This window comes from Nonomuraea longicatena (assembly GCF_039525605.1).
GTDB lineage: Bacteria > Actinomycetota > Actinomycetes > Streptosporangiales > Streptosporangiaceae > Nonomuraea > Nonomuraea longicatena.
Window position 1 is genome coordinate 47,122 of sequence record NZ_BAAAHQ010000010.1, and the last position, 13,544, is coordinate 60,665.

Consider the following 13,544-nt stretch of genomic DNA (forward strand, 5'->3'; position numbering starts at 1 on the left):
CGGGCGTCCGCGTTTCCGGATCTTCTCCCATCCCGTACGGCCCGGCCGCCCCCACCGCCCCCCGCCGTACTCCGCCCGGGGCCGGCCGCCCCACGCTCCTCGGATGCGCCCATTTACTGAGCGTTACGTCGCTCTGTTAACCTCTAATGACGAAATATAGGCATGTAGTTGCATTCGCCGGATTGTGCCGGGAGGATGCCTGATCAGCACGGAACGGGGGCGGAATGCGGCGGATCACCTCGGGCACGGCCGCCCTGGCCCTCCTCGGCGCCCTGACCGGCCTCGGCCCGGCTGCTGCCCTGTCGTCCCCCTTCGGCGCCGCCGACGGCACTGACGCCCTCCCCGCCGCGTCGCGCGGCGGGCCGCCCGCGGCCGGAGCCGCCCGCGACTACCTCGTCTTCTACGCCGACGGCCGCCAGAACGCCGCTCGCGCCGCCGTGGCCCGTGCGGGCGGCACCGTCCTGTCGGCGGAGACCCGGCTCGGATACCTGCTGGCCAGAGGCGCGGGAGCCGCCTTCACCCGCGCCCTGGACACCGACCCCGCCGTCGTCGGCGTCTCAGGCGAGCGCGCGATCGGCCACACCGCCTCCAGAGGCGCCGCTCGCCCCCGACCTGCCGCCGGAGCGGCCACCCGGTCCGGTGTCGGAGCAGCCACCCGGCCGGGCGCCGGGGCGGCTCCCGATGTCTCCCAGTACGGCAAGGGCCGCGACCCCCTCGCCGGGCGCCAGTGGGATATGCGGATGATCGGCGCCGACCAGGCCAACCGCAAGGTCCCCGGCAGCGCGAAGGTCCTCGTCGGCATCATCGACACCGGCATCGACGGCAACCACCCCGACATCGCCCCCAACTTCAACCGCGACCTGTCGCGCAACTTCGTCACCGACCGCCCCAAGGACGACAACGGCGACACCCTCGACGGCCCCTGCGAGGCCGACGGCTGCAAGGACCCCGTGGACCGCGACGACGAGGGCCACGGCACCCACGTGGCCAGCACCGTCGCCTCACCGCTGAACGGCCTCGGCGTCACCGGCGTGGCCCCCGGCGTGCAACTGGTCAGCCTCAGGGCCGGGCAGGACTCCGGCTTCTTCTTCCTCAAGCCCAGCCTGGACGCGCTCACCTACGCCGCCGACATCGGCGTCGACGTGGTCAACATGAGCTACTACATCGACCCGTGGCTGTTCAACTGCACCGCGAACAAGGCCGACGACGCGCGCGAGCGCTCCGAGCAGCGGGCGATCGTCACCGGCATGCAGCGGGCGCTGGACTACGCCAGGGGCAAGGGCGTCACCCTCATCGCCGCCATCGGCAACGGCGCCACCGACCTCGGCCGGCCGCGCGTCGATCGCAGCAGCCCCGGCTACCCGAGAGGCGACGAGAAGGTCAGGCAGGTGGACAACTCCTGCCTCAACGTACCGGCCGAGTCCAAGGGCGTGATCTCCGTCGCGGCGGTCGGGCCGTCCGGGCGCAAGGCCGTCTACAGCGACTACGGTCTCGAACAGGCCGACCTGTCGGCGCCGGGCGGCGACTCCATCGACGGCAAGGGCCGCTCGGCCACCCGTTCGGTGCTCGCGGCCGCGCCGGAGGCGGCGCTGCGGGCCACCGGGAAGATCGACAAGACGGGCAAGCCGGCGACCCCCGAGGTCGTGCGCGACTGCGCCGGCGGGTCCTGCGCCTACTACCAGTACCTCGACGGTTCCTCCATGGCCGCGCCGCACGCCACCGGCGTCGCCGCGCTCATCGTCAGCCGCTTCGGCAAGCCCGGCAGGGGCGGGCTCGACCTCGACCCCGCCACAGTCGAGAAGCTGCTGTACCGCAGCGCCACCCCGAAGGCGTGCCCGGCGCCCAGGACGTACCGGTACAAGATCTTCGACCAGACCGAGACACACGTGTGCGAGGGCGGCGAGGGCCGCAACGGCTTCTTCGGCCGTGGCGTGGTCAACGCCCTGACCGCCGCCACCATGGACCCCTGACCGGGGCTATCGTCTGAGCCATGCTGTACCGGCTGCTCGCCGAGGCCACGATGGTCGCGCACTTCGCCTTCCTCGGATACCTGGCGCTGGGCGGCTTCCTCGCGTGGCGGTGGCCCCGCACGATCTGGTTCCACCTGGGCGCCGCCGGATGGGGGATCGTCTCCGTCGTCACCGGCGCCGAGTGCCCGCTGACGCTGGCCGAGCACTGGGGGCGGGTGCATGCCGGGCAGCCGGGGCTGCCGCCGTCGGGGTTCGTCGACCACTACATCGAGGGTGTCGTCTACCCGGAGGAGTACAGTCTCCTCGTACGCTGGACGCTCGCCGTTCTCGTCCTGTTCTCCTACGCGGGCTACCTTGTGCTGCGGCGGAGATGACCTCTCGGGACGTGCCGGGTCCGGCGCTCTCGCTCCATCAAGTGGTCTGTACCAATTAAGGTGGGACTCGTGACTCGTCGCGCGAAAATCGTCTGCACCCTTGGTCCTGCCACATCGTCCCCGGAGCGTCTGCGCGAGCTGATCGCCGCAGGGATGGACGTGGCCCGGTTCAACCTCAGTCATGGCAACCATGACATGCACAAAGAGGTTTACGACCGGGTCCGGGAGGTGGCGGCCGACCTCGGCCGCGGTGTAGGCATTCTCGCCGACCTGCAGGGCCCCAAGATCCGGGTGGGCACGTTCGAGGAGGGGCCGGTCAGGCTCGGCTTCGGCGACGTCTTCACCGTCACCACCGAGGACGTCCCCGGCGACCGCGAGCAGGTCTCCACGACGTACAAGGGGCTGCCCAAGGACGTGAACCCGGGCGACACGATCCTCGTCGACGACGGCCGCCTGGTCCTTGAGGTGACCCGCGTCGACGGCCAGCGTGTCACCACGCGCGTGGTGATCGGCGGCATGATCTCCGACAACAAGGGCCTCAACCTGCCCGGCGTCAACGTCAGCGCGCCCGCCCTCACCGACAAGGACGAGGCCGACCTGCGGTGGGCGCTGCGCATCGGCGTCGACATGATCGCGCTGTCGTTCGTGCGCCGTCCTTCCGACGCCGACGTCGTCCGCAACATCATGGAGCAGGAGGCCGTCCGCCTGCCGCTGCTGGCCAAGATCGAGAAGCCGCAGGCCGTGGAGCGGCTGCCCGAGATCGTGGAGGCGTTCGACGGCATCATGGTCGCCCGCGGCGACCTCGGGGTCGAGCTCCCGCTGGAGGACGTGCCGATCGTCCAGCGGCGCATCATCGAGCTGTGCCGCGAGAAGGCCCGCCCGGTCATCGTCGCCACCCAGATGCTCGACTCGATGATGAACGCCCCGCGCCCCACCCGCGCCGAGACCTCGGACGTCGCCTACGCGGTCATGGACGGCGCCGACGCCGTCATGCTGTCCGGCGAGACGTCGGTCGGCAACTACCCGATCGAGGCGGTCTCCACCATGGACCGCATCGCCTGCGCGGCCGAGCGTTCCTCCCTGCAGGCCACCCACACCTTGGAGCGCATGCCCGAGACCACCGGCGGCGCCATCGCCAGGGCGGCGGCCGAGGTCGGCGCCATCGTCGGCGCCAAGGCGCTGATCGCGTTCACGATGTCGGGCGAGACCGCCAGGCGGCTGGCCCGCTACCGCTCGCCGATCCCGCTGCTGGCCTTCACCTCGGCGCCCCACGTGCGCGGGCAGCTGTCGCTGACGTGGGGTGTGGAGACGTTCGAGGTGCCGTTCGTCCACCACACCGACGACATGGTCAGGCAGGTGGAGGCGTCGCTGCTGTCGCTCGGCAGGCTGGAGAAGGGCGACAAGGTCGTCATCGTGGCGGGCTCGCCTCCCGGCACCCCCGGCTCCACCAACGCGCTGCGCGTCCACACGGTCGGCTCTGCGGTCTCCCACGCCCACTGACGCCGAAGGGCCGCGTCCTCCTGCCCGGGTTCCCGGCAGGAGGACGCGAACGGATCAGTTGGCGTGCAGGTCGGCGTTCAGGGTGATGCCGGTGCCCGTACGGAGGACCGCCTCCACCGCGCCGGTCTGCGAGTTGCGGCGCAGCAGCAGCCCGTTCGACCCCGACAACTCCTTGCCCTTCACGACCCGGCCGTCCGGCAGGGAGATCTTGGTGCCCGCCGTGACGTACAGCCCGGCCTCGACCACGCAGTCGTCGCCGAGGGAGATCCCCACTCCGGCGTTGGCGCCCAGCAGGCAGCGCTCGCCGATCGCGATGACCTCCTTGCCGCCGCCCGACAGCGTGCCCATGATCGAGGCGCCGCCGCCGACGTCGGAACCGTCGCCGACGACCACGCCCGCCGAGATGCGGCCCTCGACCATCGAGGCGCCGAGCGTGCCCGCGTTGAAGTTGACGAACCCCTCGTGCATCACCGTCGTGCCCGAGGCCAGGTGGGCGCCGAGGCGGACCCGGTCGGCGTCGGCGATGCGCACCCCCGAGGGCAGCACGTAGTCGACCATGCGGGGGAACTTGTCCACCCCGTAGACGGCCACGGCGCCCTTGGCGCGCAGCCGTATCCGCACCTGCTCGAAGCCCTCGACCGCGCACGGCCCGGCGCTGGTCCACACGACGTTGGCGAGCTTGCCGAACACGCCGTCCAGGTTCAGCCCGTGCGGGGCGACCAGGCGCGAGGACAGCAGGTGCAGGCGCAGGTAGGCGTCGTGGGCGTCGGCGGGCGGCTCTGACAGTTTGGCGATGCCGGTGCGCACCGCGACGACCTCGACGCCGCGCGCCTCGTCGGCGCCGGTCAGCGAGGCCAGTTCGCCCGCCTCGTCGGCGGACAGGTGCTCGGTGCCGGTGAAGCCGGGTTCACCGAGCTGCGGTGCGGGAAACCAGGTGTCGAGGACGGTGCCGTCGGCCGCGACCGTGGCAACGCCCAGGCCCCAGGCTCCGGTGGTGGTGGGATCGATAGCAGTCACACCGGCCAAAATACCGGTTCAGATGGTGCCGAGGTCGGCCGACAGCCACCGCTGCGGCCGCATGTGGAAGGTCACCAGCACCGGCAGGTTGGAGGCGGCGACGTAGCCGCCGACCGTGTCGGCGGGCAGGTAGCGCCCGGCGATGCGGGTGATCTCCGCCACCGTGGTGGGGTTCTCGGCGACGACCGGGCCTTCGACGCTGACGTAGCGGTAGGTCGGGACGGTGCGCTGCACCATCAGGGAGAAGCGGCCCGCCGCCGCGATGAGCTCGGCCTTGCGCGAGCCGCCGTCGGTGAGGAAGGACACCAGGCCGCCGGGCGTGTAGTCGTACCAGATCGGGATGACCAGCGGGGCCCGCCCGTCGGCCTCGACGGCCAGCGCACCCGTGTGCGGCTCGGCCAGGAACGCGGTTCTGTCATGTTCGGAAAGCGCCACGGCAACCCCTCCCCCGAAGATCACAGCATAGACCGGGGGAGAGGGCTCGGCACGGCAGGTGGTGCCCCGAGTGGGATTCGAACCCACACTGAATGGTGTTTGAGACCATCGCCTCTGCCGGTTGGGCTATCGGGGCATATTCCGGATATGTCCAGACTGAGCATAGGGGTAGTGCGCGCGCTCAGCGACACCGGCGTGGATCTAATGTATCGGACCTCGGTACTCTTCTGCTCGTGAGTACGCAGCGGCGAGTGGTGATCGCGGAAGACGAGGCACTGATCCGCCTCGACCTCAAGGAGATGCTGGAGGAGGACGGATACGTCGTCGTCGGCGAGGCCGGAGACGGCGAACAGGCGATCAGGCTGGCCACCGAGTTCCGACCGGACCTGGTCATCCTCGATGTGAAGATGCCCGTGCTCGACGGGATCTCCGCGGCCGAGCGCATCGTGGCCGAGCGCATCGCGCCGTGCCTGATCCTCACCGCGTTCTCGCAGCGCGACCTGGTCGAGCGGGCCAGGGACGCCGGGGCGATGGCCTACCTCGTCAAGCCGTTCACCAAGGCCGACCTGGTGCCCGCCATCGAGATGGCGGTCAGCAGGCACGAGGAGATGGTGGCGCTGGCCAAGGAGGTCTCCAACCTGTCCGACCGGCTGGAGACCCGCAAGCTGGTCGAACGGGCCAAGGGGCTGCTGATGGCCGCGCACGGCTGGAGCGAGCCGGCGGCCTTCCGCTGGATCCAGAAGGCCTCCATGGACCGTCGCCTGAGCATGCGCGAGGTGGCCCAGGTCGTCGTCGCCGACGCGCAGAAGGCCGACCAGGCCGACTAGTGAGCTCTCGGCCGCACCGAGTGTCTGGTCGGCGTCCTGTGGATCAGGCTGCCGGTGCGCGATCCAGAGATCGGAACACTAGATCCCGCAGGTCCGGCGGGCGTGCTCAAGGAGCACCTCGTCCAGGCGGCCCTGCTGCGTCCGCACCCGGTCCGAGCGGAACACCAGGTGGCGCGGGGGCGCGCCGCCGAGCGCGACCCGCGCGTTGAACAACATGGCGATCTTGGCCTCGGCGAAGGAGTGCGGGTCGCACCGGTCCGGCGACACCTTCACCGGGATCTCCAGCCGCCGCGCCCCGGGTTCGAGGACGGCCGGTCGCGCCTCCAGCCGGTGGTGCACGTTGCCGTACAGGTCGGCGATCGAGATCCGCTGGTCGCCCGAGCGCCGCGTGACGACCACGCTGCCATGCAGCGCCCTGCCCTTCTTCACCCACTCCGTCCCGAACACGACCTCGGCCGCCTGCCCGACCACGTACGCCTCGCACTCCTCGCGGAACAACCGGGCCAGGAGCGGGTCGGGATGCGGAAGCGCCCAGCTCACCTCGCGCTGCGGCCCGTCGGCGGCCCTGATGTGCGCGACGACGCGCGCGGGCGCCATCTCCGGTACGCCGGAGGCCGCGCACCGTGCGGCGCCGTACGGGATCCTGAGCCCCACCGGGGCCTTCTTGACGTAGGTGTCCATGCGCGCGACACCGGTGGCGGCGAACGAGGGGCTGTCCAGCCGCACGTCAGCGATCCACACCGGCGCGGTCCCGGCGTTGGTCACCAGCACCGTCAGGATCTGCTTGGGCTGGTCCGAGCGCCCCTGCGTGAGCGAGACGGTCAGGGCGGCGGGCGGCGGCTGCGGCGCGGCGGACGCGCAGGCGGCCAGAGCCAGGAAGAGGGACAAGGCGGCCAGGGCACGCTTCACGCCGCCAGATTAGGCCGGTGCCCGCGCGGTGCCGGGTTAAGAGGGGATCACGCTTGCGTATCGGGGCCGATTTCCCGGCCGCATTCTCCGGTAAGTGGTCACTGCCTGCGGTATTGCCGCATAAGTTGAGGACTGATTACGACTCCGCATCCAAGTGCCGACAGTTCTTCCCGGCATCTAGCTCGAAGTGCGTAGCTTTTTGTACGTTTCGCTCATTCGATCGGGAACGTCGGCGGTGCTGACAGCCTCCCGGCCTGGATGAAGGAGACACTTCATGACCCGCATTGCCCCCTTCGGGCGCGCACTCGCGGTCGCGGCCGCCGCGAGCCTCGCCCTGACGGCCTGTGGAGGCGGTGGCGACTCGGGCACCACAGCCTCTGCCCCGGCCACCGATTCGGCGGCGCCGGCTTCCTCTTCGGCGCCCGCCGCGAGCAAGGGCGACGGCACCCTGACCCTCGGCACCCTCCTCCCGCAGACCGGCTCCCTCGCCTTCCTCGGCCCGCCCGAGTTCGCCGGCGTCGACCTGGCGGTCAAGGAGATCAACGACGCGGGCGGCGTCCTCGGCAAGCAGGTCTCCGTCTCGCACACCGACTCCGGCGACACCACCACGCAGATCGCCTCGCAGTCGGTCGACAGCCTCCTCGGCAAGAAGGTGGACGCCATCATCGGCGCCGCCTCCTCGTCGGTGACGCTGTCGGTCATCGACAAGATCACCGGCGCGGGCGTGGTGCAGTTCTCGCCCGCCAACACCTCGGTCGAGCTGACCACCTACAAGGACAACGGCCTGTTCTGGCGTACGGCGCCGCCCGACCTGCTCCAGGGCCGCGTGCTGGGCGACCTCGCCGTCGCCGACGGCAACGACACGGTCGCGATCCTCGCCATGCAGGACTCCTACGGCGTCGGCCTGGCGGACTCCACCGAGGCGGCCGTGAAGGCCGGTGGCGGCGAGATCGTGGAGAAGGTCATCTATGACCCGAAGGCCGCCGACTTCTCCGCCGACGTGGCCAAGGTCAAGGCCAAGAACCCGAAGGGCATCGTGCTCGTCGGCTTCGACGAGACCGCCAAGGTCATCCAGGAACTGGTCAAGCAGGGTCTCACCGCCGACAAGCACAAGTGGTACATGGTCGACGGCAACCTGTCGAACAGCAACTACACGAAGTTCCCCGAGAACACGCTGAAGGGCGTCAAGGGCACGCTGCCGGGCGCCGCCTCCCCCGACGCGTTCCAGAAGAAGCTGCTGGAGATCAACAGCAAGCTGACCGACTTCAGCTACGCGCCGGAGTCCTACGACGCCGCCAACCTGATCGCGCTGGCCGCCGAGGCCGCCAAGAGCGACGCGGGCCCCGACATCGCCTCGAAGCTGATGGAGGTCAGCAAGGGCGGCGAGAAGTGCAACGACTTCAAGTCGTGCTCCGAGCTGATGAAGGCCGGCAAGGACATCGACTACGAGGGCGTCAGCGGCCCGGTCGAGTTCAACGAGGCCGGTGACCCGGCCACGGCGACGATCGGCATCTACGAGTACGGCAAGAAGAACACCTACCCGCCGAAGGCCGTGGAGTACCGCACGGGCAACGTGGCCGGCTGAGCCACCGGAGCCAGGGCCCCGGATCCCCGCACGGGGGTCCGGGGCTTCGGCCTGCGCACCCGGCGCCGATCGTGCTCCGCCGCCGCGCGGTGGCCCCCGACCGAACACACCCTGACCCGGGGCGAGGGACGTCGGCGCCCGCCCGGCGTGGGCAAAGGCGCGAACAGGGCCGGCTCGGCGTGTTCCAGGGCCCGCCCAGCGCCTGCTCGGCCCGGCTGTGGTACGCGCGGCCCTGGGTACGGTCTCCGGCAGGTCGCCGGGCAGGCGCGAGACTTTCTGGACGGTTCCGCGCCCCCGGCCGAGGACGGGGGTCTCGATGTTCTGCTCGCCCTCGCACCCGACGGGAGCGACGGGCGGCCGGGCGTAGCCGATGACGGTGACGACCTGGGCGTAGGTGTCGGCCGGTGCGGTTTTCAGCGCATGCGCATCCCCGGTGTCAATGCGGTAGGGGCGATACTTCGCACTCGCTCACTTACGCAGAGAAGGGGCCCGAAAGGACCCCTTCTCTGGAACTATCCGTATTACGCCCGGGCCAGTGTGCCCAGGTACAACTCGATGACCTTCGGGTCGTTGGCCAGTTGCGCGCCGGTGCCGGAGTAGGCGTTGCGGCCCTGGTCGAGGACGTACCCGCGATGGCAGATCTGCAGGCAGCGCCGCGCGTTCTGCTCCACCATGATCACCGTCACCCCGGCCTTGTTGATCTGCTGGGCCTGGATGAAGACCAGGTCCTGCAGCTTGGGCGACAGCCCCGCCGACGGCTCGTCGAGCAGCAGCACCGACGGTTCGGTCATGAGCGCCCTGGCCATCGCGACCATCTGCCGCTCACCGCCCGACAGTGAGCCCGCCCGCTGCTTGCGGCGCTCCTTGAGCGCCGGGAACAGGTCGGTGACGAACTCGAAGCGCTCCTTGAACTTGGCGGGCGCCTGGTAGGCGCCCATTTCGAGGTTCTCCTCGATGGTGAGGCTCGGGAAGACGTTGTTGGTCTGCGGGACGTAGCCGACCCCCCGCGAGACCAGTTGGTGCGCCTTCATGTTGGTGATGTCCTCACCCTTGAGCACCACCGTGCCCGTGCGGATGTTGACCAGCCCGAACATGGCCTTGAGCAGTGTCGACTTGCCGGCTCCGTTGGGGCCGATGATGCCGATCAGCTCGCCCGGTTTCACGTAGAGGTCGGCGCCGTTGAGGATGTTGACGCCCGGAAGGTATCCGGCGATCAGCTCGTCGCACCTCAGCACGGCCTCCTCGGCCCCGGCCAGGTGGTCGGAGCGGTCGGTGACGGCGGACTGGGAGTCGGGGGTGGTGGTCACTTGCCTGCCTCCTCTTCGGCCTCGGCCTCAAGCTCGGCCTCGGCCTCCTGGAGCTGCTCCTCTAGCTCCTCGCTCGACAGCGGCGCGTCGTGGTGGGCGCCCAGATAGGCGTCGATCACGCGCGGGTCCGACATGATCGTGTCCGGCGGGCCCTCCGCGATGACCGCGCCCTGCGCCATCACGATGACCCAGTCGCTGATGTCGCGGACCATGTCCATGTCGTGCTCGACGAACAGCACCGTCATGCCCTGCTCGCGCAGGTCCTTGACGTGACCGAGCAGCGACTGCGTGAGCGCAGGGTTGACGCCCGCCATCGGCTCGTCGAGCATGACCAGCTCGGGGCCGACCATGAGCGCGCGGGCCATCTCCAGCAGCTTGCGCTGGCCGCCGGACAGGGATCCGGCGAAGTCCTCGCGCTTCTTGTCGAGCTTGAAACGCGCCAGCAGGTCGTCGGCGCGGGCGGTGATCTCGTCCTCCTGCCCGCGCCACAGGCTCGGGATCAAGGCGCGGAAGAAGCTCTCGCCCTTCTGGGACTGCGCTCCGAGCCGCATGTTCTCGATGACGGTGAGCTTCGACAGCGCCTTGGTCAGCTGGAAGGTGCGCACCATGCCGGTGCGCGCCACCTTGTGGGCGGGCACGCCGTTCATCTTGGCGCCGTTGAACGTCCACTGGCCGGCGTCGGCGGTGTCGAAACCGGTGAGCTGGTTGAAGAACGTGGTCTTGCCCGCGCCGTTGGGGCCGATGAGCGCGGTGATCGAGCCCCGCTGGATCTCCACGTGCTCGACGTTGACCGCCGTGAGGCCGCCGAAGCGCCGCACCACGTCGTCGACCACGAGGATCGGGTCCGGCTTGCGGACCCCCGGCTCGCGCGCGAGGTCCTTGAACGCCTCCAGCGCCTCGGTCTTGCGCGCGGTGGTCTGGGTCTCAGCGTGCATCGAGTGCGACCTCCCTCTTGTCGCCGAAGATCCCCTGTGGTCGGAAGACCAGCAGCAGGATGAGGCCGATGCCCACGAACATGAAGCGGACGGGACCGACCTGGTGGACCTCCATGAAGGAGATGTAGCCCGCGCCGATCAGCTCGTTGAGCAGGTTGCCCAGGAACACCAGCAGCACCCAGAAGATCATCGCGCCGACCACGGGGCCGAGCACGCGGGCGGCCCCGCCCAGGATGACGATCGTGTACGCGTAGAACGTCAGCTCCGTCGCGAACGTGTCGGGCTGTACCGAGGCGTAGCCCAGGGCGTAGATGAAGCCGCCGAAGCTGCCGATCAGGCCGCCCAGGACCAGCGCCTGCATCTTGTACGAGAACACGTTCTTGCCCAGCGCGCGCACGGCCTCCTCGTCCTCGCGGATGGCCTTCAGCACACGGCCCCACGGGCTCCTCATGGCCAGGTAGACGACCGTGCACGACAGTGCGACGAGCACCCAGCCGACGAGGAGCACCCAGGAGACGCGCTCGTTGAAGCCGAACGGGCCGATGCCGTACTCGCCCTTGGGGAAGGGGTTCATCGCGAAGAACTGCTCGGTGAAGCCGTACCGGCCGTCCGAGCCGCCGAAGACCTCCTTGAAGGTCACCGAGCGGAAGATCAGGCGGACGATCTCGGCGGCCGCGATCGTGACGATGGCCAGGTAGTCGGCGCGCAACCGCAGTGTCGGGATGCCGAGCAGCAGCGCGAGGATCACGACCCCGACCAGGCCGATGCCGATGCCGAGGAAGAAGGGGAGCTGGAAGGTGGCGATCGTGACGGCCAGGCCGTAGGCCGCGACGGCGAGGAAGGCCGCCTGGCCGAAGTTGAGCAGGCCGGTGTAGCCGAAGTGGATGTTGAGGCCGATCGCGGCCAGCATATAGAAGACCGTGTCGACGCCGACGGCGGCTTCGACGGTGGTGACCAGAATGTTGAGCCAGTCCATGATTCCCCCGTCAGCCGATCCGCTCGCGCTGGCCCAGGATGCCCTGGGGCCTGAAGAGCAGGACGATGATGAGTACGGCCAGGGCGCCCACGCTCTTCAGCTCGGGCGAGATCCAGAGGGTGGAGATCTGGATGAACAGGCCGACGATGAGCGAGCCGACGAGCGCGCCGAACGCGGTGCCGAGCCCGCCGAGGGTCACTCCGGCGAAGATGAGCAGCAGGATCTCCTGACCCATCGAGAACTTCACGGTCTGCGACAGGCCCAGCATGATGCCGGCGAGCGCGGCGATGGCGCCGCCCGCCGTCCAGATGACGCGGACGACCCGGTCGACGTTGATGCCGGAGGAGGCGGCCAGCGCGGGGTTGTCGGCCACGGCGCGGGCGGCCTTGCCGGTGCGGGTCTTCAGCAGTGCGATGGCGACGACCGTGAGGACCACCAGTTCGATGCCCATGATGATGAAGTTCTTGGGCGCCGCGGTGATGGGGCCGACGGTGATGCCCGCCTGGGCGTTGAACTCGGTGAACGGCTCGCTGCTGCCCCCGAACAGGAACAGGAACAGCGAGCGGAGGAAGACGGCGACACCGATCGAGATGATCATCATGGCGATGATGCCGGTGCCGCGCCTGCGCAACTGCCCCCAGAAGAAGCGGTCCTGCGCGTAGCCGAAGGCGCCGCCCGCGATGATCGCGATGATCGCCGAGGGGATGACGCCGAGGCCGACGCCCGCGTTGAACATGTAGGCGATGAGCGCGCCGAACGTGACGAGCTCGCCGTGCGCGAAGTTGGTCAGCTTGGTCGTGCCGAAGATGAGCGACAGGCCCATCGCGGCCATGGCGATGATGAGGCCCAGGTTGAGGCCTTCGAAGGTGAGCTGGGCCGCCTGCTGCCAGAAGCCGCTGGTGCCGGACTCGCCGTCGGCGCCGCCGGGCGTCTGCTGGCCCGCACCGCCCTTCGGCTGCAGGGCGAACAGGACGCTGGAGCAGTTCTTCTCGTAGACCGTCGGCGTGCGCACGTTGGTGCCGCCGCGCACCTCCGAGTTCGGCGGAAGGCTCCCCACATCCAGGGTGACCTTGTACTTACCGGGTTTGTCGACCTGGACTTCCCATGTGCCCTCGGCGTTGCTGGTGACCTCCTTGACGGGTTTTCCGTCTTCAGTGGTCACGACGACCTTGGCGCCGTTCACTGGCTGGCCTTGGAGTTTGAGTGTGCCCTTCACTCCCTGGCAGCCGTCTGGACCCGCGTAGGCGGGGGCGGCGAGCAGGAAGACGAGTCCACCCAGGAAGGCCGTGAACGCGATCACGGCTCTGCGCAATGGTGCTCCCTCAATAAGGTCAAGGCGGGGTTGTACCCCTCCATCTCGACACGCGGGCATCGCAGGCACAACTGGGATGCTGTGGCGGAAGACTATTCCGGAGTCGTCCGATTCCGAACCGTTCGTCACCAATTAGTGATGCGTGCGTGTCGGTGATGTGAGCAAAGAAGAGGCCAGGTCAGGGGCTAAATTGTGTTACGCACCTGGCGGCTCGGCCAGACCTCGGGAAACACGGGTGAATGACCGGTGGAGAAGGAGTGGGGCGAACTTCGGCCCGAAAAGGTGGGATGACTGGATTAACCAGTCCGCAGGAGAATAAGACGAGCCCGAGGGGGACCTTTGGGGCCATGTCGGGCTTCCCCGGCCCGACACGTTATCTACTCGGCCTCCCCGCGGG

The 13,544-nt window shown here is 69.3% G+C and carries 12 protein-coding genes and 1 tRNA gene; 5 read left to right on the plus strand and 8 right to left on the minus strand.

What is annotated here, in order from left to right:
- The first annotated feature begins 224 nt into the window (after positions 1-224).
- The 3 genes from ABD120_RS11965 to pyk all read left to right on the plus strand — a co-directional run bounded on the left by ABD120_RS11965 (position 225) and on the right by pyk (position 3,844).
- Positions 225-1,970: a S8 family peptidase gene (locus ABD120_RS11965; RefSeq protein ID WP_343949867.1), complete on the plus strand. Its 1,746-nt coding sequence runs from the start codon at positions 225-227 to the stop codon at positions 1,968-1,970.
- A gap of 20 nt (positions 1,971-1,990) precedes the next feature.
- A complete protein-coding gene (locus ABD120_RS11970) occupies positions 1,991-2,344 on the plus strand; it encodes a DUF2784 domain-containing protein (protein ID WP_343949868.1) in 354 nt (117 codons plus the stop codon).
- 69 nt (positions 2,345-2,413) lie between these two features.
- The gene (gene pyk, locus ABD120_RS11975) at positions 2,414-3,844 is read left to right on the plus strand and encodes a pyruvate kinase (protein ID WP_343949869.1); all 1,431 of its coding nucleotides are present in this window, start codon (positions 2,414-2,416) and stop codon (positions 3,842-3,844) included.
- A 54-nt stretch (positions 3,845-3,898) separates the two neighbouring features.
- Here pyk and dapD read toward each other — a convergent pair whose 3' ends face one another.
- The 3 genes from dapD to ABD120_RS11990 form a co-directional block, all read right to left on the minus strand.
- Positions 3,899-4,861, minus strand: a complete 963-nt coding sequence (gene dapD / locus ABD120_RS11980; RefSeq protein ID WP_343949870.1) for a 2,3,4,5-tetrahydropyridine-2,6-dicarboxylate N-succinyltransferase — start codon at positions 4,859-4,861, stop codon at positions 3,899-3,901.
- Positions 4,862-4,879: 18 nt separating this feature from the next.
- The gene (locus ABD120_RS11985; protein WP_343949871.1) at positions 4,880-5,296 is read right to left on the minus strand and encodes a pyridoxamine 5'-phosphate oxidase family protein; all 417 of its coding nucleotides are present in this window, start codon (positions 5,294-5,296) and stop codon (positions 4,880-4,882) included.
- 59 nt (positions 5,297-5,355) lie between these two features.
- Positions 5,356-5,432, minus strand: a tRNA-Leu gene (locus ABD120_RS11990).
- A gap of 97 nt (positions 5,433-5,529) precedes the next feature.
- On the opposite strand from ABD120_RS11990, the gene ABD120_RS11995 reads away from it, so the two are divergent.
- Entirely contained in the window at positions 5,530-6,123 is a 594-nt protein-coding gene (locus tag ABD120_RS11995; RefSeq protein ID WP_343949872.1) for an ANTAR domain-containing response regulator, read from the plus strand.
- A 78-nt stretch (positions 6,124-6,201) separates the two neighbouring features.
- Here ABD120_RS11995 and ABD120_RS12000 read toward each other — a convergent pair whose 3' ends face one another.
- Positions 6,202-7,032 carry a hypothetical protein gene (locus ABD120_RS12000; RefSeq protein WP_343949873.1) on the minus strand — a complete coding sequence of 277 codons (831 nt, stop codon included), beginning with the start codon at positions 7,030-7,032 and terminating at the stop codon, positions 6,202-6,204.
- A gap of 274 nt (positions 7,033-7,306) precedes the next feature.
- On the opposite strand from ABD120_RS12000, the gene ABD120_RS12005 reads away from it, so the two are divergent.
- Positions 7,307-8,617, plus strand: coding sequence for an ABC transporter substrate-binding protein (locus ABD120_RS12005; RefSeq protein ID WP_343949874.1), 1,311 nt, complete (start codon positions 7,307-7,309; stop codon positions 8,615-8,617).
- Positions 8,618-9,138: 521 nt separating this feature from the next.
- Here ABD120_RS12005 and ABD120_RS12010 read toward each other — a convergent pair.
- From ABD120_RS12010 to ABD120_RS12025, 4 genes are read right to left on the minus strand one after another with little or no spacing between them, the layout of a single operon-like run.
- Positions 9,139-9,924: an ABC transporter ATP-binding protein gene (locus ABD120_RS12010; protein WP_343949875.1), complete on the minus strand. Its 786-nt coding sequence runs from the start codon at positions 9,922-9,924 to the stop codon at positions 9,139-9,141.
- Positions 9,921-10,859: an ABC transporter ATP-binding protein gene (locus ABD120_RS12015; RefSeq protein ID WP_343949876.1), complete on the minus strand. Its 939-nt coding sequence runs from the start codon at positions 10,857-10,859 to the stop codon at positions 9,921-9,923. Before ABD120_RS12015 ends, ABD120_RS12010 begins: the two co-directional genes overlap by 4 nt.
- On the minus strand, positions 10,849-11,835 hold the full coding sequence (locus tag ABD120_RS12020) for a branched-chain amino acid ABC transporter permease (RefSeq protein WP_343949877.1): 987 nt from the start codon (positions 11,833-11,835) through the stop codon (positions 10,849-10,851). The genes ABD120_RS12015 and ABD120_RS12020 overlap by 11 nt, the downstream gene beginning before the upstream one ends.
- A gap of 10 nt (positions 11,836-11,845) precedes the next feature.
- Positions 11,846-13,147, minus strand: coding sequence for a branched-chain amino acid ABC transporter permease (locus tag ABD120_RS12025; protein ID WP_343949878.1), 1,302 nt, complete (start codon positions 13,145-13,147; stop codon positions 11,846-11,848).
- Positions 13,148-13,544 lie beyond the last annotated feature (397 nt).